This is a genomic window from Actinoplanes sp. 13 (assembly GCF_056134165.1).
This window is the reverse complement of sequence record NZ_JBVYOQ010000036.1, coordinates 49145-75411: the sequence shown is the minus strand read 5'-3', so window position 1 is coordinate 75411 and position 26267 is coordinate 49145. Positions and strand designations below refer to the sequence as shown.

Annotated in this window: 31 protein-coding genes; 12 read left to right on the top strand and 19 right to left on the bottom strand. The window is 72.0% G+C overall.

Annotated features, from left to right (window positions below):
* Positions 1–3: 3 nt before the first annotated feature.
* The gene (locus AC0NH5_RS38610) at positions 4–1092 is read right to left on the bottom strand and encodes an SGNH/GDSL hydrolase family protein (RefSeq protein ID WP_474412590.1); all 1089 of its coding nucleotides are present in this window, start codon (positions 1090–1092) and stop codon (positions 4–6) included.
* Positions 1093–1194: 102 nt separating this feature from the next.
* On the opposite strand from AC0NH5_RS38610, the gene AC0NH5_RS38605 reads away from it, so the two are divergent.
* Complete coding sequence (locus AC0NH5_RS38605; RefSeq protein WP_474412609.1) at positions 1195–1875, top strand: alpha/beta fold hydrolase; 681 nt, start codon at positions 1195–1197, stop codon at positions 1873–1875.
* Positions 1876–1930: 55 nt separating this feature from the next.
* On the opposite strand, the gene AC0NH5_RS38600 is transcribed toward AC0NH5_RS38605, so the two are convergent.
* Positions 1931–3427: a flotillin family protein gene (locus AC0NH5_RS38600; protein ID WP_474412588.1), complete on the bottom strand. Its 1497-nt coding sequence runs from the start codon at positions 3425–3427 to the stop codon at positions 1931–1933.
* Positions 3428–3961: a hypothetical protein gene (locus AC0NH5_RS38595; RefSeq protein ID WP_474412587.1), complete on the bottom strand. Its 534-nt coding sequence runs from the start codon at positions 3959–3961 to the stop codon at positions 3428–3430.
* A 167-nt stretch (positions 3962–4128) separates the two neighbouring features.
* On the opposite strand from AC0NH5_RS38595, the gene AC0NH5_RS38590 reads away from it, so the two are divergent.
* Genes AC0NH5_RS38590 through AC0NH5_RS38575 form a run of 4 tightly spaced genes read left to right on the top strand, consistent with a single transcriptional unit; the run spans position 4129 to position 7584 of the window.
* Positions 4129–5187, top strand: a complete 1059-nt coding sequence (locus tag AC0NH5_RS38590) for a FecCD family ABC transporter permease (protein ID WP_474412585.1) — start codon at positions 4129–4131, stop codon at positions 5185–5187.
* 14 nt (positions 5188–5201) lie between these two features.
* Positions 5202–6155, top strand: coding sequence for an ABC transporter substrate-binding protein (locus tag AC0NH5_RS38585; protein WP_474412583.1), 954 nt, complete (start codon positions 5202–5204; stop codon positions 6153–6155).
* The gene (locus AC0NH5_RS38580) at positions 6152–6919 is read left to right on the top strand and encodes an ABC transporter ATP-binding protein (protein WP_474412581.1); all 768 of its coding nucleotides are present in this window, start codon (positions 6152–6154) and stop codon (positions 6917–6919) included. The genes AC0NH5_RS38585 and AC0NH5_RS38580 overlap by 4 nt, the downstream gene beginning before the upstream one ends.
* Positions 6916–7584 carry a class I SAM-dependent methyltransferase gene (locus AC0NH5_RS38575; RefSeq protein WP_474412579.1) on the top strand — a complete coding sequence of 223 codons (669 nt, stop codon included), beginning with the start codon at positions 6916–6918 and terminating at the stop codon, positions 7582–7584. The genes AC0NH5_RS38580 and AC0NH5_RS38575 overlap by 4 nt, the downstream gene beginning before the upstream one ends.
* Before the next feature lie 18 nt (positions 7585–7602).
* Here AC0NH5_RS38575 and AC0NH5_RS38570 read toward each other — a convergent pair whose 3' ends face one another.
* Positions 7603–8202: a TetR/AcrR family transcriptional regulator gene (locus tag AC0NH5_RS38570; RefSeq protein ID WP_474412577.1), complete on the bottom strand. Its 600-nt coding sequence runs from the start codon at positions 8200–8202 to the stop codon at positions 7603–7605.
* A 114-nt stretch (positions 8203–8316) separates the two neighbouring features.
* On the opposite strand from AC0NH5_RS38570, the gene AC0NH5_RS38565 reads away from it, so the two are divergent.
* Positions 8317–9003 (top strand): SDR family NAD(P)-dependent oxidoreductase, encoded by a 687-nt coding sequence (locus AC0NH5_RS38565; RefSeq protein ID WP_474412575.1) that lies wholly within the window; start codon positions 8317–8319, stop codon positions 9001–9003.
* On the opposite strand, the gene AC0NH5_RS38560 is transcribed toward AC0NH5_RS38565, so the two are convergent.
* From AC0NH5_RS38560 to AC0NH5_RS38550, 3 genes are all read right to left on the bottom strand, one after another.
* Complete coding sequence (locus tag AC0NH5_RS38560; protein WP_474412573.1) at positions 8993–9571, bottom strand: TetR/AcrR family transcriptional regulator; 579 nt, start codon at positions 9569–9571, stop codon at positions 8993–8995. The two genes, AC0NH5_RS38565 and AC0NH5_RS38560, sit on opposite strands and share 11 nt — an antisense overlap.
* Before the next feature lie 241 nt (positions 9572–9812).
* Complete coding sequence (locus AC0NH5_RS38555; protein ID WP_474412571.1) at positions 9813–10562, bottom strand: alpha/beta fold hydrolase; 750 nt, start codon at positions 10560–10562, stop codon at positions 9813–9815.
* 21 nt (positions 10563–10583) lie between these two features.
* Positions 10584–11279: an HAD family hydrolase gene (locus tag AC0NH5_RS38550; protein WP_474412569.1), complete on the bottom strand. Its 696-nt coding sequence runs from the start codon at positions 11277–11279 to the stop codon at positions 10584–10586.
* Positions 11280–11371: 92 nt separating this feature from the next.
* On the opposite strand from AC0NH5_RS38550, the gene AC0NH5_RS38545 reads away from it, so the two are divergent.
* Positions 11372–11977, top strand: a complete 606-nt coding sequence (locus AC0NH5_RS38545; RefSeq protein ID WP_474412567.1) for a MarR family winged helix-turn-helix transcriptional regulator — start codon at positions 11372–11374, stop codon at positions 11975–11977.
* Between the two features lie 46 nt (positions 11978–12023).
* Here AC0NH5_RS38545 and AC0NH5_RS38540 read toward each other — a convergent pair whose 3' ends face one another.
* From AC0NH5_RS38540 to AC0NH5_RS38520, 5 genes are all read right to left on the bottom strand, one after another.
* The gene (locus AC0NH5_RS38540; protein WP_474412565.1) at positions 12024–12572 is read right to left on the bottom strand and encodes a carboxymuconolactone decarboxylase family protein; all 549 of its coding nucleotides are present in this window, start codon (positions 12570–12572) and stop codon (positions 12024–12026) included.
* 97 nt (positions 12573–12669) lie between these two features.
* Entirely contained in the window at positions 12670–13035 is a 366-nt protein-coding gene (locus AC0NH5_RS38535) for a hypothetical protein (protein WP_474412563.1), read from the bottom strand.
* 92 nt (positions 13036–13127) lie between these two features.
* Positions 13128–13808 carry a GNAT family N-acetyltransferase gene (locus AC0NH5_RS38530; protein WP_474412561.1) on the bottom strand — a complete coding sequence of 227 codons (681 nt, stop codon included), beginning with the start codon at positions 13806–13808 and terminating at the stop codon, positions 13128–13130.
* On the bottom strand, positions 13780–14985 hold the full coding sequence (locus AC0NH5_RS38525) for a hypothetical protein (RefSeq protein WP_474412559.1): 1206 nt from the start codon (positions 14983–14985) through the stop codon (positions 13780–13782). The genes AC0NH5_RS38530 and AC0NH5_RS38525 overlap by 29 nt, the downstream gene beginning before the upstream one ends.
* 101 nt (positions 14986–15086) lie before the next feature.
* Entirely contained in the window at positions 15087–15752 is a 666-nt protein-coding gene (locus AC0NH5_RS38520; protein ID WP_474412557.1) for a class I SAM-dependent methyltransferase, read from the bottom strand.
* A gap of 93 nt (positions 15753–15845) precedes the next feature.
* Between AC0NH5_RS38520 and AC0NH5_RS38515 the strand changes: the two genes are divergently transcribed.
* A complete protein-coding gene (locus tag AC0NH5_RS38515) occupies positions 15846–16454 on the top strand; it encodes a LacI family DNA-binding transcriptional regulator (RefSeq protein ID WP_474412555.1) in 609 nt (202 codons plus the stop codon).
* 343 nt (positions 16455–16797) lie between these two features.
* On the top strand, positions 16798–17343 hold the full coding sequence (locus AC0NH5_RS38510; RefSeq protein ID WP_474412553.1) for a hypothetical protein: 546 nt from the start codon (positions 16798–16800) through the stop codon (positions 17341–17343).
* A 128-nt stretch (positions 17344–17471) separates the two neighbouring features.
* Here the strand turns inward: AC0NH5_RS38510 and AC0NH5_RS38505 are convergent, their stop codons facing one another.
* The 5 genes from AC0NH5_RS38505 to AC0NH5_RS38485 form a co-directional block, all read right to left on the bottom strand.
* The gene (locus tag AC0NH5_RS38505) at positions 17472–18284 is read right to left on the bottom strand and encodes an ATP-grasp domain-containing protein (RefSeq protein WP_474412551.1); all 813 of its coding nucleotides are present in this window, start codon (positions 18282–18284) and stop codon (positions 17472–17474) included.
* Positions 18285–18396: 112 nt separating this feature from the next.
* Positions 18397–18744, bottom strand: coding sequence for a PDGLE domain-containing protein (locus AC0NH5_RS38500; RefSeq protein WP_474412549.1), 348 nt, complete (start codon positions 18742–18744; stop codon positions 18397–18399).
* Positions 18741–19439 carry an energy-coupling factor ABC transporter permease gene (locus tag AC0NH5_RS38495; protein WP_474412547.1) on the bottom strand — a complete coding sequence of 233 codons (699 nt, stop codon included), beginning with the start codon at positions 19437–19439 and terminating at the stop codon, positions 18741–18743. The genes AC0NH5_RS38500 and AC0NH5_RS38495 overlap by 4 nt, the downstream gene beginning before the upstream one ends.
* Positions 19440–19565: 126 nt before the next feature.
* Complete coding sequence (locus AC0NH5_RS38490) at positions 19566–20270, bottom strand: MBL fold metallo-hydrolase (RefSeq protein WP_474412545.1); 705 nt, start codon at positions 20268–20270, stop codon at positions 19566–19568.
* A 106-nt stretch (positions 20271–20376) separates the two neighbouring features.
* Positions 20377–21078, bottom strand: coding sequence for a TetR/AcrR family transcriptional regulator (locus AC0NH5_RS38485; RefSeq protein ID WP_474412544.1), 702 nt, complete (start codon positions 21076–21078; stop codon positions 20377–20379).
* A gap of 55 nt (positions 21079–21133) precedes the next feature.
* Between AC0NH5_RS38485 and AC0NH5_RS38480 the strand changes: the two genes are divergently transcribed.
* Positions 21134–22393 (top strand): saccharopine dehydrogenase family protein, encoded by a 1260-nt coding sequence (locus AC0NH5_RS38480; protein WP_474412542.1) that lies wholly within the window; start codon positions 21134–21136, stop codon positions 22391–22393.
* A gap of 10 nt (positions 22394–22403) precedes the next feature.
* Positions 22404–23249 (top strand): NAD(P)-dependent oxidoreductase, encoded by an 846-nt coding sequence (locus AC0NH5_RS38475; RefSeq protein ID WP_474412540.1) that lies wholly within the window; start codon positions 22404–22406, stop codon positions 23247–23249.
* On the opposite strand, the gene AC0NH5_RS38470 is transcribed toward AC0NH5_RS38475, so the two are convergent.
* Entirely contained in the window at positions 23226–23348 is a 123-nt protein-coding gene (locus AC0NH5_RS38470) for a hypothetical protein (protein ID WP_474412538.1), read from the bottom strand. The genes AC0NH5_RS38475 and AC0NH5_RS38470 overlap by 24 nt on opposite strands.
* Before the next feature lie 334 nt (positions 23349–23682).
* Entirely contained in the window at positions 23683–24303 is a 621-nt protein-coding gene (locus tag AC0NH5_RS38465; protein WP_474412536.1) for a hypothetical protein, read from the bottom strand.
* Between the two features lie 332 nt (positions 24304–24635).
* Between AC0NH5_RS38465 and AC0NH5_RS38460 the strand changes: the two genes are divergently transcribed.
* On the top strand, positions 24636–25835 hold the full coding sequence (locus AC0NH5_RS38460) for a coiled-coil domain-containing protein (RefSeq protein WP_474412535.1): 1200 nt from the start codon (positions 24636–24638) through the stop codon (positions 25833–25835).
* The last annotated feature ends 432 nt before the right edge of the window (positions 25836–26267 follow it).

The following is a 26267-nucleotide window of genomic DNA, read 5'->3' as shown; positions in this document are numbered from 1 at the left end:
CGGTCACCACCGCAGCGGCAGCCCTGTGAGGAATGACGTGAGCGCGACGGCGAGCGACTGGTGGTCGCGGGCCGACGGGTGCCAGTCGCATCCGAGCAGATCCAGACCGAGCGCGGCGTTGTCGTAGTGCAGCGACCGCACCCGCGGATCACCGCGTTCCGCGACGACCTGCTCGACCGAGTCGGCCAGCGCCGTGGTGTTCCACATCGACGGGTAGGTCAGCACGAGGCGGGTGCGCGGCCCGTACCGGTCGCGGAGTTTGTCGAGGAACCCGTGGTACGCCGCGCGGTAGTCCGCTGCCAGCGCGGCTTCGTCCGCCCACCGTTCGCCGGGGTTCACCGGGGTGGAGAAGTCGTTGATCCCGAGGCCGATCACGACGACCTGCGGCTGCCACTTCCGGGACCGCCACGTCGCGGGGTCGACGGCCTGGAGCGTACGGTCGTAATAGGTGCGGAAGTCGGTGCCCGGGTCGCTGCCGTTGTAATTGCGCACCATGCCCCGGCCGGACCAGGCGTTGAGCTGATAGTCGGCCCCCAGCGTGCGGGCGGTGAGCGCGCCGAAGGCCTGGTTCGCGTTGGTGTTGCGGTCCACGCCGCCGGTGGCTGTGCAGTCCCGCTCGGTCGAGGTGTTGCCGTAACCGGCGGTCCACGAGTCGCCGATGAACTCGATCTGCCGGCTGCGGGCGGCGGGCGCACCCAGCAGTGCTCCGCCGGGACCCGCGACGAACCCGCCGAACTGGCCGGCCGACCACGGGCTCTCGGTGCGTTTCGCGACGCGGACGGTGTGCCGGCCGGCCGCGAGGCCGTCGATCCAGTGGGTGACGCGGCCCGGCCGCACCAGGTTCACCGGTGTCCCGCCGTCGACCTGGATCTCGTAGTCGTTGACCGCGTCGTCGAGCACGATCCCGATGCCGGTCCCCCGGAACCGTCCCTCGAAATACACTCCCGGCCAGGTGTAGCGCACCGTGGCCCCGCGGTCGGAGACCCGGCCCGCGGTGTGCGCCCCGGCCGGGGCCCGGCCGGCGAAGGCGGGTGCCGGCGCGGAGACGACGGCCAGGACGGTGGCGGTCAGCAGGGCGATGGAACGTCTCATCAACTTCCCTCGGGTAGACGACTGGGAGCGCTCCCGAACCACTTTAGGGCACCACGAGATGATCCTTGTCGATGTGGCTACGGTGACAAGGTGACCGAATCGATGAACGTGGGCGATGTCCGCATCGGCTATCGCGCGGTGGGTGATCCGGGCGGGCACCCGGTGCTTCTGTTGCACGGCCTGGGTGACAGCGGGTCGGACTGGGCGCCCGTGGTCCACGGTTTGGCCGCCGCATTCCGGGTGTATGTGCTGGATCTGCGGGGCCACGGGAACAGCGGCCGGCCAGGCGAATACTCGTTCGAGCTGATGCGCGACGACGTCCTCGGCTTCGTGGACGCGGCGGAGCTGAAGCGGGTCGCGCTGGTCGGGCATTCCATGGGTGCGATCGTCTCGGTGCTGGTGGCACAGGCGGCCCCGGACCGGGTCACGCATCTGGTGCTGGAGGATGCGACCGTTCCGCGGCCCGGGGATCTGAAGCGGCCGCCGCTGGCGGTACCGGACGAGCCGACGCCGTTCGACTTCGCGGCGGTCAATGCGATTCGCGCTCAGCTGACCGATCCGGACCCGGCCTGGTGGGACGGCACCGACGCGGTCGCCGCGCCGACGTTGATCGTCGACGGGGCCAGCAGCGACGACCGGCAGGCATTTCTTGCGGAGTCCGCGGCGCGGATGCCGAATGCTCAGCTGGTGACGATCGCTGCGGGTCATCATGTGCACCGTGACCAGCCGGCCGGGTTCCTGGACGCCGTCGTCCCGTTTCTGCGGCAGCGCAGAAAGGATTGACTGTTGTGGACGCCGAAGGCCGGCCCGTGCGACACGGACCGGCCTTCGACAGCGATCAGGACTCGATGGGGCGCCCGTTCGTCTCCTTCGCGGCGGCGCCGAGCTTGGCCAGCAGACCGCTGAGGTCCACACCGGTCAGGTCGGTGCCGAGCTGCAGGCCCTGCGCCACGTTGTTCGCCACCGACTTGGTCAGCGACGACGCGCCGTCCGTCGAGATCACGGTCATCTTGTCGATCGAGCCCATCGGGGCGCTCGCCGCCTCCACGACCTGCGGCAGCACCTTCACCAGCAGGTCCAGGACGGCCGCCTCGCCGTAGGTGTTGAAGGCGTCGGCCTTGCGGGCCATCGCCTCGGCCTCGGCCTGACCCCGCGCCAGGATCGCGGCAGCCTCGGCCGCGCCCTCCCGCTCGATCGCGTCGGCGATCGCGGTCCGCCGGCGCTGCTCGGCCTCGCCCTCCTTGGCACCCTCGATCGCGTGCGCCTCGGCCAGCGCGGCCCGGCGGGCCCGCTCGCCCTCACCCATCAGGCGAGCCTGCTCGGCGGACGCCTGCGCGGCCGCGATGGTGGCCTGCCGCTGCGCGTCGGCGCCGATGACCGAGGCGTTGCGGGACGCCTCCGCCTCCTGCTCGACCTTGTATCGCGCGGCGTCGGCCGGCTTGCGCACCTCGGTGTCGAGCTGGCGCTGCTTGAGCTCGGCGTTCTGCTCGGCGACCTTCTGCTGCTCGGCGAGGATCTTCTGGTCCCGCTCGGCCTGGGCCAGCGGGCCGGCCGCCGCCGACTGGGCCTTGGCCGCGTCGATCTCGGCCTGGATGGCGGCCTGCTTGAGCGACAGGTTCCGGTTGGCCTCGGCGATGGCCTCCTCGGCGAGCAGGCGCTCCTGCTCGGCGGCCTGCCGGGCGCGCGCCTCCGCGATCGCCGCGTCCTTGAGCACCCGGGCGGCCTCCGGACGGCCCAGGTCCTGCAAATAGGAGCCCTCGGCGAGGATGTCCTGCAGCTGGAAGGTGTCGAGCACCAGACCTTGGTTGGTCATCGAGTGCTCGGCCTCCTCGGCGACCGCGCTGGCGAACGCCGCCCGGTCCCGGATGATCTCCTCGATGGTGAGCCGGCCGACGATCGAGCGGAGCGCGCCGGCCAGGACCTCGCGGGTGAAGTCCTCGATCTCGGCCTGCTGGTGCAGGAACCGCTGGGCGGCGGCCCGGATGGCGTCCTCGGTGCCACCGACCTTGACGATCGCGACACCGTGCAGCTCGGTGCGGATGCCCTGCTTGGACACCGCGCCCTTGATGCCGACGTCGATGCGGCGGCTGGACAGATCGAGCGACTGGAGCCGCTGCACGACCGGCATGACGAACACCGAGGCGCCCATCACGACTTTCTGCCCGGACAGGTCGGTGCTGCTGGAGCCGTCCGCGGACTGCGTCACCCGGCCCTTGCGGCCGGTGATGATGAAGGCCTCGTTCGGCCCGGCCACCTTGATCCGGGACAGCACGAACAGCACCAGGAGGACGACCAGCAGCACGGCGCCGCCGATGGCGATGAGCAAGGGTGACATCTATTCCCTTCCAGGGGTGGGGGTCGCCTCGACGACGACCGACGTCTCGGTGGGCGCTTCCACCACGAAGATCGGGGTGCCGGCCGGCAGGGCCTGGTCGGCGCGGGCGTTGAGCTTGACCGGCTGCCCGCCGAGCCGGATGCGGACCTCGCCGTAACCGGTGCCGGCCGGGACGGGCGTGACGACCACGCCGAGCGTGCCGACCAGGTGCTGCCGGGTGGGGGTGGCGTCGGTGCGCATGTTGCGGGCGGCGCGGGACAGGCGCACCGCGAGCCAGGCGGCCACGATCGCGGCCACGGAGGCGACCAGCGCCGAAATCACGATCAACCCGGGGGTACGGGCGTCGAGCAGTTCCGCGGTGATCGCGCCGGCGAACCCGAGCGCGCCGAGGAATCCGGCGACCGCCTCGAGGGAGAAGAGTCCGTCAGCGTCGATGTGCCCGAGATGAGCGATCTCGCCGCCGAGCAGCGCGACCGCCAGGATGACCACGCCCACCGCGCCGATCACCAGGAACACCACGGTTGCCGCGGTCAATCCGGTACCTCCCCCGTGTTACCCCGGTCCCCCGACCGGCGGCCTCAGGGTAGGACAGCGCCGCCACCAACGGTACGGCCGTACGGCTTGCCCTTCACCTCATTCGATCATGCTGATAGCTTGTTGCACATAACTTGCAACAACGGAATCCTTGCATGGAGGTACGGGTGACAGTCGTGGACGTACTCGGCGTCCGCACACAGCGGCGCCGGACCACGATCTGGCTGCTCGCCCTGACCGCCGCACTGGTCGTCACCGGGCTGGCCGCCGCCGGAACCGGAGCGATCGCGATCAGCCCGGCCACCGTGGCCCGGATCGTCGCCCACCAGCTCCTCGGCGCCGGCGACGTCACCTGGACGACGCCGCAGGAGGCGATCGTCTGGCAGGTGCGCCTGCCCCGGGTCCTGCTCGGCGTCCTGGCCGGCGCCGGCCTGGCAGTCTGCGGCGTCGCCCTGCAGGCGATGGTCCGCAACGTGCTCGCCGACCCCTACCTGCTCGGCATCAACTCCGGTGCCTCCAGCGGCGCGGCCGCGGCGATCCTGTTCGGAGCGGGTGCCGGCTTCGGCCGGCACGCGCTCTCCACCAGCGCGTTCGCCGGCGCGCTCGTGGCCTCCGTGCTGGTGTTCACGATCGCCCGCAGCAGCGGCCGGGTCACCTCGATGCGGCTGCTGCTGGCCGGCGTCGCCGTCGGCTACGCGCTCTACGCGGCCACCAGCTTCCTGATCTTCGCGTCGAGCTCGGCCGAGGGCTCCCGCTCGGTGATGTTCTGGCTGCTCGGCTCGCTGGGACTGGCCCGCTGGGACGTGCTGCTCGCGGTTGCCGCCGTGATCGTCGGCGGCACCACCGCTTACCTGACCGTCACCGGGCGCCGCCTGGACGCCCTGGCGATCGGCGACGAGACCGCACACACGCTGGGCCTGTCCCCCGACCGGATCCGGATCCGTCTGCTGGTGATCGTCTCGCTCTGCGTCGGCGTGCTGGTCTCGGCCGCCGGCAGCATCGGCTTCGTCGGCCTGGTCGTCCCGCACCTGGCCCGGCGCCTGGTCGGCGGCCGGCACGTGCGGGTCGTACCGGTCGCGGCGCTGCTCGGCGCGATCCTGCTGGTCGGTGCCGACGTGGTGGCACGGGTGCTGCTCGCGCCGCAGGAGATCCCGGTCGGCATCATCACGTCCCTGCTCGGCGCCCCGTTCCTGCTGGTCCTGATCCGCCGCCTGCACGCGGCCTGAGAGAGGAGTGTCCGATGAGGATCGCGCCGATCGCCGCCTCGCTGCTGCTGTTGACCGGGTGCGGTGCGGCCACCGCGGACCGGCCGGCCGGGGCCGGCGCCGGGTACCCGCTCACCGTCACCAACTGCGGGGCCGAGGTCACCTTCACCGCGGCGCCGGAGCGGGTCGTGCTGCTCAAGAGCGCCGCAGTGCCGTACCTTCAGTCGCTCGGCGTCCTGGACCGGGTCATCGCGCGCGCCGGGCAGTACCCGGAGGAGTACTACGACGCCACCACGCTCGCCGCGCTGGACAAGATCCCGCTGCTGACCGACAAGACCGACACCAGCGGCCACCTGCGGATCTCCCCGGAGGTCGTGATCAGCCGGCAACCGGACCTGGTGCTCGGCCAGGTCGACAACCTCCCCCGCGACACGCTGTCCGCAATGGACATCCCGCTCCTGGAGGAGCCGGCCCTGTGCCCGGGCGCCGGCGCGACGCCGGCCTTCGACGATATTTACGCGCAGACCAGGTCGTACGGCAAAGTCTTCGATCGTCAGGCACAAGCGGAAGCCGCCGTCGCCGGCCTGCGGACCCGGCTGGCCGCGATCAGGAAGCCGGACGTGAAGCGGACGGCGGCCGTGCTCTACCCGACCGTCGGCGGCGGCGTCACCTACGCCTACGGGGCCGCCAGCATGGCCCACCCGCAGCTCGAGGCCGCCGGGTTCACCAACGTCTTCGCCGACAGCGGGGAGCGGGTCTTCGAGGTAACCCTCGAGGAACTGCTCGGCCGCGACCCGGACGTGCTGATCCTCCTGCACGGCGACGGCGACCCGAAGGCGGTCGAGGCAGCGGTGACCGGCCTGCCCGGCGCCTCCCGGCTCACGGCGGTGCGCAGCGGCGACATCATGACGCAGCTGTTCAACTTCACCGAACCGCCGTCGCCGCTCGCCGTCGACGGCTTGGAGCAGATCGTGCGGCGCTTCCCGTGATCGAGGCGACCGGGGTCGGGTGGCGGTACGGCGCGAACCCGGTGATCGACGGCGTGAGCGTGACCGCCCGGCCCGGCCGGGTGCTCGGCCTGATCGGCCCGAACGGCAGCGGCAAGACCACGCTGCTGCGACTGCTGCACGGCGCCCTGCGCAGCCGCACCGGTCGGATCGAGGTGGACGGTGACCCACTGTCCACACTGGCACCGCGGGAAGCTGCCCGCCGGATGGCCGTGGTGGTGCAGGAGACCGGTGGCGAGACCGCACTGACCGTGGCGGAGATGGTGCTGCTCGGCCGCGGGCCACACCTGTCGACGTTCCAGCGCACCGGCACGGCGGACCACGAGATCGCCGCCCGGTGCCTGCGACGGGTCGGCGCCGCGCACCTCGCCGCCCGGGCGTTCGCCGGTCTCTCCGGCGGCGAGCGCCAGCGGGTGCTGATCGCCCGCGCGCTCGCCCAGGAGGCCACCCACCTGCTCCTCGACGAGCCGACCAACCACCTCGACATCCGCTACCAGCACGAGATCCTGCGGCTGGTCCGCGGCCTGGGGACCTGCTCGATCGTCGTGCTGCACGACCTCAACCTGGCCGCCCGGCACTGTGACGACCTGGTCCTGCTCGGCGACGGTGGAGTCATCGCGGCCGGCCCGGTCGCCGAAGTCCTCGACCCGGCGATCCTGGAGCCGATCTACCGGATAGGCATCAGGCGCCTGGACCTCGACGGTCACCTGCACCTGCTGTTCCACCCGCTCGAAGGAGACACATGACCACCGCCCAGGACCGCATCAACGCCTACTGGACCGGCCGCGCGCCCGCCTACGACGAGTACCAGCAGCGACCGGAGCGCCTCGAGGAGGACACCCGGGCCTGGTCGTCGGTGTGGTCGGAGGCGCTCGGCGCCGGCCCGCTCGACGTGCTGGACGCCGGCACCGGCAGCGGCCAGGTCGCCGTGGTGCTGGCCGGCCTCGGCCACCGGGTCACCGGCATCGACCTCTCCGAGGGCATGCTGTCGCGGGCCCGCCGGTACGCGGGGCCCACCTTCCTGCGCGGCGACGCGGTGGCCCCGGACTTCCCGGCCGCCAGCTTCGACGCCGTGACCAGCCGTTATCTGATGTGGACGCTGCGCGAACCGGAGACCGCCCTGGCCGGCTGGATCCGCGTGCTGCGCCCAGGCGGTCTCGTGGCCGTCGTCGACAGCACGTGGTTCCCCGGCAGCGAGCCGGATTTCTACGACGCGGAGGTACGGGAGACGCTGCCGCTGGCCACCGCGAAGTCGATCGACGAGACGGTGCTGATGCTCGCGAACGCCGGCCTGGAGCAGGTCCACGCCGTCCCGCTCACCTCGATCTACCAGCTGGACCAGAAGTACGGCGTCGCTGCGGGCCACGAGGTCCAGATGCAGTTCCTGATCACCGCCCGCACGCCGGCCTGACACGCCCGGCGGTCGCCGTCACCGGCGGAGTACCCGCAGGGCGACGTCGACCGAGGCCTGCAGCTCCGCGCGGCGCGCGCCGGCCGCGGCGTGGACGGCGTGGCCCTCGCTGAGCGCCATCACGAACCGGGCCAGCGCGCCGGCGTCCACGCCGTCCGGCAGATCACCCTCCCGCGCCGCGCGGGTCAGCCGTTCCTCCAGCGCGGACTCGGTGGCGGCCCGGCCGACGGCCAGGATCTCGGAGACACCGGCGTTCTCCGGCGAGCAGGCCAGTCCGCCCTGCACGGAGAGACAGCCCGGCGGGTGCTCCGCCGCGGTGAGGCCGTCGGCACTGGCGCGCAGGAAGGCCTCGACGGCCTCGGACGCGGTGGGCCGGTCGAGTGCCGCGCGGGCGTCGGCGACCTGCTTGTCGTGATAGCGACCGAAGGCGCGCCGGAACAGCTCCTGCTTGCTGCCGAACGCGGCGTACAGGCTCGGCCGGTTGATGCCCATCGCGCTGGTGAGCGCGCTCAGGGAGGCCCCCTCGTAACCGTGTCGCCAGAAGACCTCGGTGGCCCGGTCGAGAACCGTCTCCTCGTCGAAGGACCGGGGCCGTCCGGGCGGCGTCACAGTGCTCATGGCCTGATCCTACCGCTCGGTACAGATCGTGACCCAGGCCACCAACCGATCGGTACAGAATCCTGCTACGGTGACCTCCAACCGATCAGTACAGAATTGCTCCGGAGGCCACTCATGACCGTCACCCTGATCACCGGCGCCAACAAGGGCATCGGCTTCGAGACCGCCCGGCAGCTCGTCGAGCTGGGCCACACCGTCTATCTCGGCGCCCGGGACGCCGAGCGGGGCGAGAAGGCCGCGGCCGAGCTGGGCGCCCGGTTCGTTCAGCTCGACGTCACCGACGACACGTCGGTGAGCGCCGCGCTGGCAACCGTCGACGCGGCCGAGGGTCGGCTCGACGTCCTGGTCAACAACGCCGGCGTGCTGGGCGCCGAAGGCCTCGACGGACCCACCGCGCTGCGGGTGTTCGACATCAACGCGGTCGGCGTCGTCCGGGTCACCGAGGCGGCACTGCCCCTGCTGCGCAGGTCGGCCAACCCCACGGTCGTCACAGTCTCCAGCAGCATGGGGTCGTTCTGGGCGGTGACCACCCCGGACCGGCCGGAGTTCGCCATGCCGCTCGCGCTCTACGCGGCGTCCAAGGCGGCAGCCACCATGCTCACCGTCCAGTACGCCAAGGCGCACCCGGGCATCAAGTTCAACGCCGTCGAGCCGGGCACCACGGCCACCGACATGACCGCCGCCTTCGGGATCGGCAGGTCGCCGGTGGAGAGCGCCAGGACCGTCGTGCGGCTGGCCACACTCGGCGCCGACGGCCCGACCGGCACGCTGCAGGACGAGCACGGGCCGCTCAACTGGTGACGGCGCTTCCGGGCCCCGGTCCGACCAGCCCGGCGACTGCCGCCTCCACCGCGGCCCGCCGGTCGGATCCGGCGTTCACGTGCAGCGCCTTCAGCGACCACGACGCCGTGTCCCAGCTGGTCACCAGCGCGAGCACCATGGCGAGCAGCTCCACCGCCGGGATGTCCGCACGGACCCGGCCGGCCCGCTGGGCGGACTCGATGCCGGCGACCTTCGCCCGGTAGGCCTCGACCTCGGCATCGAGCGGCTGCGGGCGCTCCAGCGTCGCCCACAACGTCAGTCGCCGCACGTGCGGGCGCAGCTCCAGCAGCTCGAACAGGCCACCGGCATAGCCCGGCAGGTCGCCGGCGTCGAACGGGACCGCCTCCGCCAGCTCCAGCAGGCCGCCGGCGACGACGAGGTCGAACAGCTCCTCCTTGGTTCCGAAGTGCACATAGATCGACCGCTTGTTGGCACCGGCGGTCGCGGCGATCCGGTCCACCCGGGCGCCGGCCAGCCCGTACCGGGCGAACTCGTCGACGGCCGCCTTCATCAGGCGGCGCTTGGTCTCGGTGGCGTCAGGTGGCATGTAGCCATCGTACGTAACCATCCAGTTGCTTACCCTCCTGGGAGTACGCATCCGGTCAGTTACCCACGGAGGCATGAACAGCTGTGGCAGGCCCCGCTGGACGTGACCGACACGCAGGCACTCCGGGCCGTCGTGAATCGCGCGCTCACCGAACTCGGCCGGATCGACGCCGTCGGTGTCCAACGCCGGTTACGGCCTCTTCGGCACCGCCGAGGAAGCGGCACCGGGCGGCAGAGCCCGGTCAGGACGGGGGCAGCCGGTCCAGCAGGGCCGCGCACCGCTCCGGGCTCTGCACGTGCGCGTTGTGGCCGAGCCCGGCCAGCGTGACGGCCGGGACGCCCAACCGGTCGAGTTGCTCGCCCGTGTTCATCGGGTCGAGCTCCCCGCGGGCGAGGACGACCGGGGCCGACGACCGCGCCACCAGGGTGGCCATGTCGGGGGCACCCACCCCGAAGGCGCGCGGGTCGAGGGCGAGACGCCAGCGGCCGCCCTCCTCGCGGACTCCCTCGACGGCGGCGGGATCGTCGGCGCCGACGAGGCCGGTCAACCCGGACACCCGCAGATGCCGGTCGACGGCCTCCTCCCGGGAGTCGAACCAGGTGACCGGGCGCCGGGCCAGCGACTGCGCGCGCTCCAGATCGTCCGCGCTCCAGGACAGCTTGATCCCCAGGCCGGCCACCGCGGCGACCCGGGTCAGGGCGGCCAGCGCCAGGGCGACCACCCCGCCGAGCGAGTGCCCCAGCAGGACGGTGCGGCCGTCCGGTTCGACCAGCGGGCGCACCGCCTCGGCGAGGGCGTCGAACGTGTAGCCGGGCAGCTCCGCCGACCCGCCGTGGCCGGGCAGGTCCGGCGCCAGCCACCGGCCGGGCCAGCGGCGGGCGAGCACCGGCTCCCACCCCGACCAGACGTCACCTGTCGCGCCCAGTCCGTGCAACAGCACCAACAGGGGACCGCTTGCGCCACCACCGCGTACCCGAAGATCGTTGGTCATGTCGTTATTCTCCTGCGACCGCTAGAGGCGGGCAGTCGCGCCGACCATGGGCAGCACCGTGGCCAGGCCGTGCACCGGCCCCGCCGTCCGGGGCAGGATCAACGTCCGGATGCCGAGGCTCACGCCGCCCACGTCGTCGCGGGCGCTGTCACCGACCATCAGCGTCTGCTCCCCCGCGACACCCAGCAGTTGCAAGGCGTGCTCGAAGATGGCCGGGTCCGGTTTGACCAGGCCGACCTCGTACGACAGGACCAGGCCGTCGATCAGCTCGCTGACACCGTTGCGGTCCAGGCAGTGCCGGATGTCGAGGCCGATGTTGGAGAGCACGACCACCTTCACACCGTGCGCGCGCAGCGCCCGCAGCACCGGGACGGTGTCGTCGAAGACGGTCCACTGGTCGGTCATCACCTCGTACAGAGCCGGGATCAGCTCGGGCCGCACGCCGGGACACCGGGTGACCGCTTCGCTGAAGACGTCCCGGTGCCGGTCCCGGCTGAGGTCCCGCTCGCTGCGCGGGTCGATGGTGTGCGCGTGCGACCAGATCTCGTCGAGATGCGCGCGCAGGGACTCAACCTCCTCGCTGCCCAACTCCGGTGAACCGGCCACGCGGCGGACGGCCGTGTCGATCCAGCGGCGGGTGTCGCCGCCGTGGACCAGCGTGGCGTGGAAGTCGAAGACGACGCCCTTGATCGGTGCGGGTGCAAGATCGGTGAGCATGCCACAGCCTAGGATCCGCGCCGCGGCGGGGCGTCGTCAGGTCGTACCGTGGATGTCAGATGTTCTGCACTGCCAACAAAGGGGTGGTTCGGGTGGCTGAGGTACCGGGCATGCCGCCGGAGAGCCAGCTGCTGGCCGGGCTCGCCCGGCTCGGTCAGGCCGTGCGGATGGAGGCGTGGCGCAACGCCGGGCCGCACAACCTGTCGCCGTTGCAGGCCGACATCGTCATGCTGCTCAAGGACAGCCGGGCGCCGCTGCGGCAGGGCGAGATCGTGGCCGCCCTCGCGTCGACGCCGCCGACGGTCTCCGACGCGGTGAAGGTGTTGCGGCGCAAGGAGATCCTGGTCGCGTCCCGGGATCCCGGCGACGCGCGGGCGGTCCGGCTGAGCCTGTCGCCCGCCGGCGAGGAGGAGGCCGCCCGGTTGGCGGTGACGTCGGAGAGCCTGGGTGGCGCCGTGTCGACGCTCTCCGGCGAGGATTTCGCCGCCATGCTGCGTGGTGTCACCACGCTGATGCGCGAGCTGCAGAACCGGCGGCTGATCCCGATCTCCCGGATGTGCCTGACCTGCCGGTTCTACGTGCCGGACGCGCATGCGGCCGGGTCCGGGCAACCGCATCACTGCAACTTCGTCGACGCACCGTTCGGTGACGCCGAGCTGCGGGTGACCTGTCCGGATCACGAGCCCGCCGGTCCTTGAACAGCGAAAGGGCGGACCCCCGCAGGGATCCGCCCCCTCCCGTTGCTCAGTGGCTGATCGTGACGCCGGCGACCGGCGGGAAGTCCAGAGTGGTCTGGCCGACGGAGTTGAAGTAGTTGGTGAAGGTGTTCAGCGCGACCGCGGCGACGATCTCGCCGATCTCGCCGTCGCTGTAACCGGCGGCGCGCACCGCGGCGAGGTCCTCGTCGGTGACGAAACCCTTGGTGGCGATGACCGCCTTGGCGAAGGCGAGCGCCGCCTCGGCCTTGGGGTCGGACGCCTGCGCGCTGCGGCCGGCGACGAGGTCCTCCTCGCTGACGCCGGCCTTCGCGCCCAGCACGGTGTGGGCGGCCAGGCAGTAACCGCAGTCGTTCTCGACAGCGGCGACCAGGGCGATCTGCTCCTGCACCCGGCCGGGCAGCCGGCCCTTGGACAGTGCGCCGCTGAACTGAAGGTAGGCGTCGAGCACGGCGGGTGAGCCGGCCATCGCCCGCATCATGTTCGGCGTCACGCCGAGGGCTTTCTCGACCCGGCCCAGCAGGGCGCGGGCCTGCGGCTCGGCGGTGGCGGGGTCGACGGTGGCGAGACGAGGCATCGGAGATGTCCTTCCGGCGTTGTAATTTGGCAGTGCCAACTATGCCGTCGAGGGGGGTCCGGCGCAACAGCCGGCCCTGTGGCGCGGCCCACGTCGATCAGGCCCCGGAACCCCCGGCGCGCAGCCAGTCCCCCGACGGGGCGCGCACCTCGAAGCCGATCACCGGGCCCTCCGGGACATCGCCGGCGCGGACGAAACGCACGTCGGGGCAACCGTCGACGACCGGCTGCCAGCCGTGGACCGGGTGGTGCACGGCGTGCCGGCGGCAGTGGCGCTCGTCGACGTAACCCCAAGCCATCAACACCGGGCGGCCGCCGTAGGAGAAGCAGCCGACGGAGGCGACCCGGTCACCGTCGGGGCGTCGGTAGAAGTCGGCGCGCAGGCCGGGCACCGCGGTGCCCTCGAAGTCCGCGTCGACGGCGGACCGGTGCGGGGCGAAGGCCGTCAGGTCAGGAAGGGACACCGTCGTTCCAGTTCCGCTCGAACGGCGCCAACCCTTGACGCCGTTCCTCCGGTCGCTGTCCGGCCGGCGCTGGTTCCCGGCGGGCCCGAAGATCACCCGCTGGTGACCGGCACCCACTCCCGCCAGAGCCCGACTTCACGGAAGCCGAGCCCGCGATAGAGCCGCAGCCCGGCGGGCGTCGACTGCAGCGTCGCGTGCGTCGCACCGCGGTCACGCCCGTCCAGCAACGCCCGCGTCATCACCGCCCGGCTCAGGCCACGCCGCTGGAACTCCTCCCGGGTGGCGACGAACGAGACGTTCTCCACGGTGCCGGCCGCCATCGTGATCGCCCACGACTCCCACCCGCCGGTCGCCCAGCCACGGGTGCCCGGCACCCCGGCGAGCATCGCGGCCTCGACGCCGCTGCGCTCCGCCACGTCACCCGGCGCCACCCGCGCCACCGGAACGGCAGGCTCCCCGTCCCACTTCCGCAGATCCAGAACCATCGGCGCGGTACGCTCGTCGCGCTGATAATCCGCGGCGGTGAGCAGCGCGTCGAGCGCGGTGTCCGGCTCCCGCACCCAGACCGCGTGGTGCCGCTCACCGTAAAGCCCGCGGATCCGATCGAGGCCGCCGGGCGTGCGCAGCAGCGCGTTGCACAGGGCCGGATGCGAGTGCGCCATGGTGACCGCGGCGCCGTCGTCGACCACGTCTCCCATCGCGTCCACCGAGGCGAGCAGCCGCCACGACGCGATCAGCGAGGACTCATGCAGGGCGAAGAGGTCGTCGAGCACGGCGCGACCGTACCAGCGGGAGATCCTGGCCCACCGCGGCGCGGAAGCGCAGCCGCAGATCCGTGGCGCCCGGATCCCACATCCCGGTGATCCACGGCCAGGCGCGGGCCGCGCCGGCCCGCTCCAGCGGTGTGCCGGTCTCGGCCGCGGCGATGAGCCGTTCAGCCAGGGCCCGCTCGCCGAGGGCGCGGCACATCACCTTGACGAACCGGCGCACCTGGCTGCCGTCGTTCTCGTACAGGATCGCGTCGAGCACCCGGGGCGCCAGTTCGGCGCCGTGGTCCGGTCGTTCCTCGAGGCGGTCGGCGACCTCTGTCCGTTTGAAGTGCACACGGTTGAGCAGCATTCTCGGCTCGTCCAGCCGGTACGGCAACGGCGGCATCGTCCAGTCCGGGCTCAGCACCCGCAGCAGCACGTCGAGCCGCTGCTCGTACGCCGGAAGGGTGTCCACGTCAAGACCGGGCTCCGGCTCGTGCATCCCGGGGTGGTGGCGGGTGCGGCAGCGCGGGCAGTATCGGCGCGGATCGTCCCCGGAGCTGGTGGCCGCGTCCAGCACGTCCCGGATCTGCTCGACGGTCAGCCGGCGGGCGTCCCAGGCGAGTTCCGCGAGTGCGGCCGAGTCGGGGTGCCGGCGGTTGTCCGGCGCGCCGCCGACTCCGGTGGCCGCGGCCAGGTCGTCCACCGGCATCCCGAACAGGGCGGCGAACGCGCTCACATATCGCGGCGTCAGCTCCGCCCGGCCCGAGCACACCATGTGCACTGTGGACTGCGAGACGTACGGTCCGTCGCCGACGAGCATGAGAGTCCGGACGTCGACCCGGCGCATGCCCCGGTTGCGCGCGAGTGCGTGCAACAGCGGCCCCGGGCCCGGCTGGGGCGCCGGCATCGGCTCGGACGGCGCCGCTGCCGGCATCCGCCGGATCATGGCGTGCAGCTGCCGCCGCTCGGACGACCCCAGCATGACGGCCCGCTCGATGATCCTGCCCACGCCCGGCGAGCCGGTCGGGTTCGGCGCGGCCGCCAGCTCCGCCGGAACCGGAAGGCCGGCCGCCACGAACAGGTCCGCGGCCCGCCATCCGAGCATCGGCGCGAGAGCGGCCAGTGCTTCGGGGGTCCGGTCGCCCGGATCGTCGACCTGGTGACGAGCGAGGAGGCGGCGCAGCGGCGAGTCGTCCACTCGTCGAGGTTATGCAAAGGCGTCCACTGCGCCTGCCCGCTGCATCTCGGGGTGCTGCAGGCCGAGCGTCCCTTGAACGAGCCTCGGACCGGCTCGCCCCGCTAGGCCGGGACCGGCCGGCAGGCCGGCACGAGGCGGCGGCGACCGGCGGGGTGCGCGGCGGCCTGGGCGGTGCGGCGTGGGCGGCGGCAGTGATAGACCAGGGCGGGTGGAAAGTTCGCCCATACCGTACGACCCAGCACCACCTCCTCGAAGCGGCTCTCCAACTCGCGGCGGAAACGGCGGGCCGGCGCGGACCAGCGGGCGTGCACGTAGGCGAAGGTGGTGAAGGCGCCGCCGGGCGGCAGCACGGCTGTCACCGTGTCGAGGATGCCCTGCTGCTCATCCGGCGGGAACAGCGCCCACGGCAGGCCGCTGACGATGACGTCGGCGTGCGCGTGGCCGCGCCGGGCCAGGACGGCGGGCAGTTGCCGGGCGTCGGCGGTGACCGCGTCCAGACCGCCGAACCGTTCCGCGAGCAGGGTGGTGAAGCGCTCGTTGACGTCGATGGCGATGTGGCTGCCGCGGCCGCCGAGCATCAACTGGATGGTCTCGGTGAAGGCGCCGGTCCCCGGGCCGAGCTCCACGACAACCGGATCGCCGTCGGCCGGGACCGGCGCCGACACCCGCCCGGCGAGCCGTCTGCTGCTCGGGACCACGGAGGCGACCGACAGCGGGCTGCGGACGAACTCCTTGACGAAGACGAGTGCGGTGTTCGGCTGAGACATGGGTTCCTCGCGGGGCCGCCGGGACTGGACCGCGGGCGCGGCGCCGTCCTCATGATCAGGCGACCGGAACGACCCGGCCAGGGACTGCTGATCATGGGATTGGCGAGGCCCCGGCTCCGCCGCGCGCCGCCGGCGGGTCAGCCGGGCCAGCTGATGAGCCGGCAACCGCTGGACCCGGCGTTCAGCGCCGTCGACATCGACACCCGGACCGGCATCCACGCCGCGATACGCCACCTCCGGGATCGCGGCCACCAACGGATCGGCATGATCGACTGCCCGCGGGCCGCCGACCACACCCGCCGCGCGGCCTTCCTCAGCGGCGCCGCCGTGAACGCCCTGACGATCGGCGACGACGCTGTCGTGGACGTCGAGCAGACCATGGCCGGCGGCGAGGCCGGCCTGGTCACACTGCACGAGACCCGTCCGGACGTCACCGCCGTGTTCGCCTTCGACGATCTGGTGGCAGTCGGTGCTCACCGGGCAGCTCGCCGGCTCGGCCTGCGCATCCCCGGCGACCTCGCGCTAGTCGGCTTCGACGGCCTCGACGTCGGTGAGCTGCTCGACCCTCCACTGACCACCGTCCACCTCGACGAACGCCGCATGGGCGAGCTCGCGGTGGGCCGGGTCCAACAGCTGCTCGACGGCAGCCCGCCGGGCGTCGTGGTGCTCAGCGGCGAGCTGCTGGTCCGCGGCTCAGCCTGAGGCCCATCTCGTATGCGCGCATGGATCGCCCTGCGCAAATGAGCAAGGATTCGGCGTTCGGGGCTGGTGCCTATGGCCAGGACGGGGTTCAGTCTTCGTGAATGCTGTCACGGAGGAGGCTGCCGGCACCGGACGATCAACATGGAGGACGTGTTCAGCGCGGGCGCGGCTGCGGCCCGCCGAACTCGGTCTCAGCCGCCGCACCGTGGCCACCCGCTTCGCACTCTGATGGACCGCCTCGGCGTGCATAGCCGCTTCCAGCTCGCCCTGCTCCCGGGCGCCGCTCGCGCCGTGCCGATGCGCGGCGCAGACCAGCCGTCCCCCGAAAACCGGAGGTATCCTGATGCTTCGCCTCAGCGCAGCCGCGTTCGCCGCGGCCCTGGCAACCGTGCTCGCCGGCCCTGCACCCGTGTCGGCCGCGGACCCGGTGCCATGGACCATGGCTCCGTGCGCCACCGCCTCCTTGGGCAACGCCATCCGCGACAAATCGGTGGACTGGTTCGTCATCTCCGGCACGGCCGTCGAATGTGCGCCGACGGTCACCGGAGGCGGTATTCGTCTCGCCGTCTACCGGGCGGGCCGTGAGACGGGCCACTCGGCCGGCTACCAGGTCCGGCTGTTCGAGACCCTCAACGTGACGCCCGAGTTCGGCGCCGCGATCGTGCAGCCGTTCCCTGGCGACTACGGCGTCTGCGTCCTGGCCGGCGAACACTCACGTATCGCATGTGTCCAGGTGACCGTCGCGGAGAACGGCATGACCGCGACATCGAAGTGGCTCGACGTGACGGACCCGCTCGTCGCCAAGGAGGTCACCACCGCACCGTACGTGGGCAGCGTCTATCCGCCTGCGCGTAAGGGCACCAACCCGACCTGCGGCAGTTGCTACTGACGCCGCAGAGCGACCCGAGGGCGATGGGCTCGACATTTGACGTCAGCGAACGGATCGGCGCACGCCGGTGCCGGATGTGGAGCTGGGCGCGGATACCGTTCGCATGAAATCGGCGGGTCCGTCCAGGGTCACCGTCCGCACAGGCTGTGAACCAGGTCGCGGCAGAAGGACTCGCGCACCTCGGCCGGCAGCACGTCCAGGGAGAGGTACGGGTTGAGGTCCTCCAGCTCCACCAGCAGCAGGTCACCGTCGCGTGTGCGGCAGGCGTCCACCCGCTGCACCCCCTTGTCGAGGCTGTTCCAGTCCACGAACCGCTGCGCGAACGCGATCTCCTCGGCGCTCGCGTCGTACGGCGTCAGGTCCCAGCGGCGGGACCGGTCGGGGGCGTAGATCGCATAGCAGAACGTCCGGCCCACGAACACGAAGGAGATCTCGTGCCGCACGTCGACCCGGGGCTGGATCAGGCACCCGTCGACGTCGGCCGCGGCCAGCTCGGACCGGTCCACGAACCGTAGCCCGATCGAGTCGGCGCCGAGTACCGGCTTGACCACGTACTCGGCCGCCGGCGGCAACCTGTCGAGGTCGGCCGGCCGGTCGACGGTGGGGATGACCGGCTCACCGGCCCGGGACAGTTCCAGCAGGTAGCCCTTGCCCCGCTGGTCGCCGCGGCCGGTCAGCGGGTTGACCACCACCGTCCCGGAGGCGGCAGCCGCCTCCCGGAACCGGTCGTAGGCCTCCCGGTAGTGGATCACCGGGCCGGAGTTGCGGACCAGCACCAGGTCGAAGGACGGCATCAGCGCGGTCGCGTCGAGGGGAGAGCAGATCGCGACGTCGAAGTCCTGGCGCAGCCGGGCGGACAGCCACACGTCCTCGTCGCCGTAGCGGCGCCCCGCGGCGGGGTACGACAGGTCGGACACCAGCAGCAACGACGTTCGCGACATGGTTGCAGGCTAAGCGACGATCTTGGCGGGTACGACGAGGGTGCCCCGCCCTGCGGCCCGGCCCCGGCAGTGAGGTCGCGGTGCGGCCCCGGGACCGGGCATGGCCCGTACGCTATGAAGGTGCTCTGTCGCGGCGCCGGACCAGCCAGAAGAGGCCGCCGCCGATCGCGAAGGTGACCAGCACGCCGAGCACGCCGGACAGGCCGGTGGACACGAACTCGTTGTCGATGCCGCGGATGCCGTAATCGGCGAGCGGGCTGTCGCCCAGCTGGTGGTCGCCCTCCTGCTGGGCCATGCAGGTGCCGCCGGTGATCTCGCCGTCGGCGTTGAACGTGCAGCCCTCGCGCGCCGCGTGGTCCAGGCCGTCCGGGCTGCCGGAGGCGAAGTTGCTGACCACCCCGGCCAGCAGCAGCGAGAACAGCAGGCCGGTGGCGAGGAACCGGCCGAGTCTGAAGTTCATGCGGCGGCTCCGACCTTCTCGATGGTGGGTCTGCGGAAGCGGCGCAGCGCGTAGACCAGGTCGGGACGCACCCGCGCGACGGTGACCACGGTGGTGGCGGCGATCAGGCCCTCGCCGATGCCGATCAGCACGTGCACGCCGGCCATCGTGGCGGCGACGCCGGTCATCGGCAGCTCGGTGGTGCCGCCGAGCGCGTACTGCAGGACGAAGCCCTGCGAGGCCACCACGACGCCGATCACCGAGGCGATGAAGGCGGTGGCGCCGAGGCCGCCGGCTGTGCGCGGCAAGACCCGGAGCAGAAGGGCCACCAGCAGGTACGCCGCGGCGGTCCCGAGCAGGGCCATGTTGGTGATGTTGAGCCCGATCGCGGTGAGGCCGCCGTCGGCGAACAGCAGGCACTGCACGAACAGCACCGTGGCGACGCAGAGCGACCCGACCCACGGGCCGACCAGGATGACCGCGAGGGTGCCGCCCAGCAGGTGACCGGAGACACCGGGCAGCACCTGGAAGTTGAGCATCTGCACGGCGAAGATGAAGGCGGCGACCAGGCCCGCCATCGGGGCCAGCCGGTCGTCCAGGTCGGCCTGCGCCCGCCAGACGCAGACCGCCAGCCCGGCGAGCGCCACCAGCAAGAAAATCATCGAAACGGGACCGTTGATGATCCCGTTGGCGATGTGCATCGCCGTCACGTCCATGGCACGCCCTTCCGAGGGACGCCGGGGCACCGGGCCCGACTTCCCGCAGCATATTGAGAGCGGTGGGTTGTTGCCAAGCTCTTGCAACTGTGGGCTGCAGAACTCCGACGGCGAGCCCGAGTCGATCTATTGAGGGGCGGCCTCCCGCAGCCGGGCGGCGGCGCCACTGGTCAGCGGCTCGCCGTGACCGAAGCAGGCGATGTCGGCGCCGAGGCCGGCCTGCCGGTGGAACGAGAGCACGGCCCGCTCCGGGTCGGCGTTGAAGACGCCCACCATCACCGCGCCGTCCGGGGCCCGGGCGATCGTGTCGCCGGTGAACAGGATCCGCGGCTCCGGCAGGAAGAACGCGACGCTGCCGGGGGTGTGACCGGGCGCGGCGACGCTGACGGCGCGCACTCCCCCGCCGAGGTCGATCTCGTCGCCGTCGCCGAGCTCGCGATCCACTCGCACCGGAGGCGCCGGCTCGTCGGGCATCCCGGCGTGCACCTGGTCCCACAACCGCGCCTCCCAGTCGGAAAGCACCGGTGGCGGCCCGGCGGCCTGCCCACGGATCATCGGCGCGTCCGCCCGGTGGGCGATGATCTCGACGTCGCCCCAGCCGGCCACTGCGGCGGCCGACCCGGCGTGGTCCTCGTGGAAGTGGGTGAGCAGCACCCGGCGCAGGTCCCGCGCGGAGTGGCCGAGTTCGCCGATCGCCCGCGCGATCTCCGGGGCGGAGCCGGGCACGCCGGTGTCGATCAGGGTGAGCCCGTCGTCGTCGAGCCACAGGTATGCGTGGCCCACCGGGAAGGCCAGCATCACCAGCCGCGGGGTGATCGTCACCATCTCCATGCGTGCCGACGCTACGTCGCCGCGCCCACCGGCCGGCAGGCAATCTGCCGACGGCAGAGGGCCAACGCCCTGTGTGTGAAGTTCGGGTGCGTATCGCACCCCAACTTCACACAGTCGGGCGGTGGGCGGCGATGCCGTCGAGGAGCAGTTCCAGAGCGGCCGGGTACGCACTGCCGACCATCTCCGCGGCCAGCAACGGCGCCACCTCCGCGACATGCGGGTGGGTGGCCGCGGGCAGCCGCGCGTACGTGGACCGCCACACCTGCTCCTCGGCGAGCAGGGCGGCGTTGGGCAGCGCCAGTGACGCCGCGTCCAGGGCGGCGAACGCCAGGGTCTGGTCGATGAAGGCGTGATAGACCCGGACGGCCTGCGGGACCGGCAGCCCGGCGGAGTGCAGCACGGCGAGGACCGCCTCGTCGGCGGCGAGCTCGTTGGGGCGCCCGGTGACCCGGCTGGTGGTGAGCACCGCGGCCTGCGGGTGGGCGATGTAGGCGGCGTGGATGCGCTTGCCCAGCGCGCGCAGGTCGTCGCGCCACTCACCGCTCGGTGACCAGCCGCGCAAGGCCTGCCCGATCAGCGCGTCGCCGATCGCCAGGATGATCTCGTCCATGCCACGGAAGTAGCGGTAGAGCGCGCTCGGGTCGCAGTCCAGCGCGAGGCCGAGCCGGCGCGCGGTGAGGCCGGCACTGCCGTGCTCGCGCAGCAGGCGCAGGGCGGCGTCGACGATGAGCTGCTCGGACAGGACGGTGCCGCTGCGGGTGGGGCGCCGGCGGCGGCGCTTCTCCTCCGGCACGACAGGCTTCGGCATGTCCTTATGCCAACACAGTTGACCTTAGGAACGCAACACGCGTTTCATGTGCCCCATGCGAATCCTCCTGGTGGGTGCTGGGGGTGTCGGCACAGCGATCACCCGGATCGCGGCCCGGCGCCCGTTCTTCGACGAGATGGTGGTGGCCGACTACGACCTGGCGCGGGCGTCGGCCGCGGTGGGCTTCCTGGACGACCCCCGCTTCCGGGCCGCGCAGATCGACGCCGCCGACCGCGCCGCCGTCGCGGCGCTGCTCCGCGAGACCGGCAGCGACGTGCTGCTGAACGCGACCGACCCGCGGTTCGTGATGCCGCTGTTCGAGGCGGCCCGCGCGGCCGGCGCGACCTATCTCGACATGGCGATGTCGCTGTCCCGGCCGCATCCGTCCCGGCCGTACGAGGAGTGCGGGATCAAGCTCGGCGACGCGCAGTTCGAGCAGAGCGCCCAGTGGGAGCGGGCTGGCCTGCTCGCGCTGGTCGGCATCGGCGTCGAGCCGGGCCTCTCCGACGTGTTCGCCCGGTACGCGGCCGACGAACTGTTCGACGAGATCGACGAGGTGGGCATCCGCGACGGGGCCAACCTGTCCGTCGACGGCTACGACTTCGCCCCGTCGTTCAACATCTGGACGACGATCGAGGAATGCCTGAACCCGCCGGTCGTCTACGAGAAGGACAAGGGCTGGTTCACCACGGCGCCGTTCAGCGAGCCCGAGGTGTTCGACTTCCCGGAGGGCATCGGCCCGGTCGAGTGCGTCAACGTGGAGCACGAGGAGGTGCTGCTGATCCCCCGGTGGGTGGGTGCGCGGCGGGTCACCTTCAAGTACGGCCTCGGCGAGCAGTTCATCGGCACGCTCAAGACGCTGCACCAGCTCGGGCTGGACAGGACCCAGACGGTCAAGGTGCCCGGCCCCGGCGGCCCGGTCGCGGTCTCACCGCGAGACGTGGTCGCGGCCTCGCTGCCGGATCCGGCCACGCTGGGCGAGCGCATGCGAGGCAAGACATGCGCAGGGACGTGGGTACGCGGTAAGCGTGCCGGCGTCGAGAAAGAGGTGTACCTCTACCACGTCGTCGACAACGAGTGGTCGATGACGGAGTACGGCAGTCAGGCCGTGGTGTGGCAGACAGCCGTGAACCCGGTGGTGGCCCTGGAACTGCTCGCCGCCGGCGTGTGGTCCGGCGCCGGGGTGCTCGGCCCCGAAGCGTTCCCGCCCAAGCCCTTCCTGGACCTGCTGGTGGCGTACGGCTCGCCGTGGGGCATGCGGGAGCAGACCAATTCCGCCCGATTGGACGCGGCGGCCCCGCCGGTCGCTGCGTAACGTCCGGCGGGTGACCGTTGGCTTCCTCGGCCTCGGGGTGATGGGCCGGCCGATGGCCCTGAACCTCGCCCGCGCCGCCGTCCCCCTCGTCGTCTGGAACCGCTCCACCCCCGCCCTCGGTGAGTTGCGCGAGGCCGGCGCCACCGTGGCCGCCGCGCCGTCCGAGGTGTTCGCCGCCGCCGAGATCGTCATCCTGATGCTCGCTAACGACCACGTGATCGACGAGGTGCTGGACGGCTGCCCGCTCTCCGGCCGGATCGTGGTCAACATGGGCACTGTCGCCCCCTCGTACTCGGCCGAGTTGTCGGCCCGCGTCCAGGCGCTCGGTGGGTCGTACGTCGAGGCGCCGGTCTCCGGTTCCCGCGGCCCGGCAGCGGCCGGCCAGCTCGTGGCGATGCTGGCCGGTCCCCGGCCTGCCGCCGACCGGGTCGCGCCGCTGCTGGCCCCGATGTGCTCGTCGGTGGTCCCCTGCGGCGCCGTCCCCGGCGGGCTGCGGATGAAACTGGCCGTCAACACGTTCCTGATCAGCATGGTCACCGGCCTGGCCGAGGCGTTCCACTTCGCCGCGCTGCACGGCCTCGACCCGGAAGTGCTCCTGCGGACGCTGGACGCGGGCCCGATGGCCAGTGCGGTGTCCCGGATCAAGGCCCGCAAGCTGGCCGACGGCGACTTCGAGGTCCAGGCGTCGGTGCGCGATGTCCTCTACAACAGCGAGCTGATCGTCGAGGCCGGCGGCCTGCCGCTGCTGACGGTGTGCCGGGACCTGTTCGCGGAGGCGGTAGCGGCCGGCCACGGCGGGGACGACATGGCGGCGGTGGTGCGGGCGTACGGATCAGGCACCTTCCGCGGTGCGTAGGTGGCGTTCGCCGGCGCGCTGCCGGCGGGTCTCCAGCCGCACCGGAAGCCAGGCCATCACCGGCCAGAAGAGCACGCCGAGCCAGCCCCACCGCGTCACGAAGATCCCCAGTAGATCGACAGCAGCACGAAGAGGCCGAGGAACACGGCTTGATGAACCGGCCGCATCCTCCGCCTGACCCATCGCCCCGCCAGCCGCGTCGCCGCCTCGCTCACCCGCGGATCGCCGGGCACCCGGGCAACACACACCGCCTGAACGGCTGTCTCGCGCTCGTCGGCGGTTAGATCTCCGAAGACATGACGCTCCTGCCCGCGAACCACAGCCCCGAAGATGACAACCTTTCTTCAGTACGACCTGGCTCCGGTCCCGTGGCATCCCCGCGACCGGACTGCCACCCGGGCCATTGCCGCGACCGCCGGGCGGAGCTGCCAACTCACCCACCAGCGGTCCCGCCACCCGGTAGACCACCGCCACAGGCCCGTGGCGATGGCCGAGGCTGCGAGGGGCCGAGTCCCAGTAGCTGAGCGACACGCAGGGTGCGCCGCACGGCCTCACGAACGCCGTCGGGGTGGGCGCCGCGCCGGGGCCGCTGAAAGGCGAAGAGCTCGTAGTCGCGGACCGTCCACGGCGGGATCTCGCCGCCCAGGAAGGCGACATCGAGGGCGGCGCTGTTCGGGATGCCGTCGCCGTGATGCTCGAACCGCCTGCGCATCGACATGGACCCGGCGGGCTCAGGCAGGTCGATCAGCACGAAGACGATCTGACCGTGGTCCCGGTCGATGACGCCGTCGAGAATCGTGCCTGTCGAACTGACCTCGCCGACGGTCACCGGGAAGCCGCCGGACTGAAATCTCCAGGCGGACCTGATACGGATCCGGCCTCTCGCTCGTGCCCGCACTTCATCGCCCTGATGAAGCAGGTCGGTCCAGGGCCAGTCGTGGCGCCCCGCATCGACATGCTGCCAGCCCGCACCGGCGGCGAAACGGCGCAGCGCGTGCGCCGAAGTCGTCTCCTGATCCAGACGACGACGGTTGGGCTCACGATCAGGCCGCACCCACCAACAAGAGACGCGTTGGGGAAGTTCTCTCTCAGGAGCAGCAGGGCCCATCCGACGAGGTGCACGGAACTGATAGCGGCGACGCTCACGGCAACCATGCCGAGGAGAGCGCCGACCCACCGGAGAACCACGCGCCGGGCTGATCATAACAATCGATGACCAGCCCGGCGGCCGTGCTGCGGGCCGTCGGCGCCTCAGTCACCTGCGCGTCGCCGGCCGGCTGTAGGTCACCACCGGGGACGTCGACCCCGGTCGTACGGCGTGGTTGGTGACCTTGTCGGTGTCGCTACCGGCCGTGGGTGGGACCTCGGCCTAGGGTTTAGGGCGCTATGACTGCGCCTGAACCCGAAGCCGAGACCCGGCCCTGCTCGCACTGCGGTCGCCCGGTGCCGCAGCGCGCCTCGGCTGGCCGCCCGTTCCGCTACTGCCGCGACAACGACGGCGAGTGCCAGCGCGCCTCCCGTAACGTGCGGATGCGGCACCGCTCCTCCCCCGGCCTGGCCGGTTCGGTCGCGCGCACCTGGGAGGTCGTCGACCGCCTGGACACGCTGGTCGGCACCCTCACCGAGGCGCTGCACTCGGAGATGTCCCCGGCGGGCGTCGAGCGGCAGGTCGCCGAGGTGCGCGCGGAGACGTCCCGGCAGGTCGCCGCCGCGCACGCGGAACGCGACGACGCCCGCCGCGACGCCGAGCAGGCCGAGGCCACGACCGCGGCGGCGCAGCGGATCGCCGTGGCGGCCACCGCGGAACGCGACGAGGCCCGGCAGCGGGCGGCGGACGCGGAACGGGCGGCCGAAGAGGCCGGGAAACGGTCCCAGGAGGCGGTCACGGCACGCGACGAGGCGGTGCGCACGGCCACCGCGGCGGCCGCGCTGCGCGAACGGGCCGAGGCCGAACGCGACGCCGCGGCCGCCGAACTGAGCGAGGCGCGGCACGCCTTGACCGAGATGCGCAACCAGCGCGACGCCGCCGAACGGGACCTGACCACGGCCCTCAAGGACGCGACAGATCTCCGGCGTACGACCGAAGCCGCCCAGCAGGAACTGTCCGCCGCCCGGGACCAGGTCGCCCAGCTGCAGTCGCGGCTCGACGAGGCCGCCCGCCGGGTGTCCGCTCTTGAGGACGCCCGCACCGCGTCCGCCGCCGAGCTCCAGCAGGTTCGTGCCGCGGCTGCCGCCGAGCTGGAGCAGGCACGGGCCGCGTCGGCGGCCGAGCTGCAGCAGGTGCGGGCCGCCTCCGCCGCTGAGCTGGAGCGGGTGCGGGCCACGTCGGCGGTCGTGGGCGAGGAGCTCAAGGACGTCATGGCCGAGCGTGACGCGCTCCGCCGTACCATCGCCGATCTGGACCGCGCCGCCAACGACCGCACGGACCTGGAGCGACGCCTGGCCGCGGCCCTGTCGGACGCCGAGGCCGCACAGACCCGCGTCGCCCAGCTGACTTCCCAGGTCAGCGACTTGGCGTCAGCGCTCGCGTCGCTCGGTTCCGCCCGTCCGGCGCCCGCCCAGCCCGCCGCCTCCACGAGCAGCTGACCCCCACCCAGCGTGTGAAGTTACGCCCCCATAGCGACCCCGACTTCACACGCAAGCGCCGCCGTGGCGGCTCTCTTGCGCGGTGCCGGCCGCGGTCTTGGCGGGGGCCTGGCTCGGCTTCGGCGGGTGCGGGGCTGGGGTCCGGGGGCGGCCACCGGGACGTGATCGAGTTCCCTGCGGTCGTGCTATCGACAGGGCGAGATTTCTCACGTAAGGGAGGCGCACGAAACGCATCAAGAAGGGCGAATCCCCGGGTGACTGCTACCAGATCGCTACCGATCGCCAACCGGCTGCCAACCCAAAGGTGCGTTAATTACCGGTGAATCAGAGTGAGTGACTGACATCGCAGCACCCGCACAAGTCGCAAACCCCCGTAAAGTGGACCAAGGTCCACTCGCACACCGGTTCGGTTTGCCGTGTAACGGGTGCGGC

Bases quoted from the DNA above. Each gene is read 5' to 3' on its own strand.
- AC0NH5_RS38610 (WP_474412590.1), bottom strand. From the start codon at position 1,092: ATGAGACGTTCCATCGCCCTGCTGACCGCCACCGTCCTGGCCGTCGTC.
- AC0NH5_RS38605 (WP_474412609.1), top strand. From the start codon at position 1,195: ATGAACGTGGGCGATGTCCGCATCGGCTATCGCGCGGTGGGTGATCCG.
- AC0NH5_RS38600 (WP_474412588.1), bottom strand. From the start codon at position 3,427: ATGTCACCCTTGCTCATCGCCATCGGCGGCGCCGTGCTGCTGGTCGTC.
- AC0NH5_RS38585 (WP_474412583.1), top strand. From the start codon at position 5,202: ATGAGGATCGCGCCGATCGCCGCCTCGCTGCTGCTGTTGACCGGGTGC.
- AC0NH5_RS38575 (WP_474412579.1), top strand. From the start codon at position 6,916: ATGACCACCGCCCAGGACCGCATCAACGCCTACTGGACCGGCCGCGCG.
- AC0NH5_RS38570 (WP_474412577.1), bottom strand. From the start codon at position 8,202: ATGAGCACTGTGACGCCGCCCGGACGGCCCCGGTCCTTCGACGAGGAG.
- AC0NH5_RS38565 (WP_474412575.1), top strand. From the start codon at position 8,317: ATGACCGTCACCCTGATCACCGGCGCCAACAAGGGCATCGGCTTCGAG.
- AC0NH5_RS38560 (WP_474412573.1), bottom strand. From the start codon at position 9,571: ATGCCACCTGACGCCACCGAGACCAAGCGCCGCCTGATGAAGGCGGCC.
- AC0NH5_RS38555 (WP_474412571.1), bottom strand. From the start codon at position 10,562: ATGACCAACGATCTTCGGGTACGCGGTGGTGGCGCAAGCGGTCCCCTG.
- AC0NH5_RS38550 (WP_474412569.1), bottom strand. From the start codon at position 11,279: ATGCTCACCGATCTTGCACCCGCACCGATCAAGGGCGTCGTCTTCGAC.
- AC0NH5_RS38540 (WP_474412565.1), bottom strand. From the start codon at position 12,572: ATGCCTCGTCTCGCCACCGTCGACCCCGCCACCGCCGAGCCGCAGGCC.
- AC0NH5_RS38520 (WP_474412557.1), bottom strand. From the start codon at position 15,752: ATGTCTCAGCCGAACACCGCACTCGTCTTCGTCAAGGAGTTCGTCCGC.
- AC0NH5_RS38515 (WP_474412555.1), top strand. From the start codon at position 15,846: ATGGGATTGGCGAGGCCCCGGCTCCGCCGCGCGCCGCCGGCGGGTCAG.
- AC0NH5_RS38510 (WP_474412553.1), top strand. From the start codon at position 16,798: ATGCTTCGCCTCAGCGCAGCCGCGTTCGCCGCGGCCCTGGCAACCGTG.
- AC0NH5_RS38505 (WP_474412551.1), bottom strand. From the start codon at position 18,284: ATGTCGCGAACGTCGTTGCTGCTGGTGTCCGACCTGTCGTACCCCGCC.
- AC0NH5_RS38500 (WP_474412549.1), bottom strand. From the start codon at position 18,744: ATGAACTTCAGACTCGGCCGGTTCCTCGCCACCGGCCTGCTGTTCTCG.
- AC0NH5_RS38495 (WP_474412547.1), bottom strand. From the start codon at position 19,439: ATGGACGTGACGGCGATGCACATCGCCAACGGGATCATCAACGGTCCC.
- AC0NH5_RS38490 (WP_474412545.1), bottom strand. From the start codon at position 20,270: ATGGAGATGGTGACGATCACCCCGCGGCTGGTGATGCTGGCCTTCCCG.
- AC0NH5_RS38485 (WP_474412544.1), bottom strand. From the start codon at position 21,078: ATGCCGAAGCCTGTCGTGCCGGAGGAGAAGCGCCGCCGCCGGCGCCCC.
- AC0NH5_RS38480 (WP_474412542.1), top strand. From the start codon at position 21,134: ATGCGAATCCTCCTGGTGGGTGCTGGGGGTGTCGGCACAGCGATCACC.
- AC0NH5_RS38460 (WP_474412535.1), top strand. From the start codon at position 24,636: ATGACTGCGCCTGAACCCGAAGCCGAGACCCGGCCCTGCTCGCACTGC.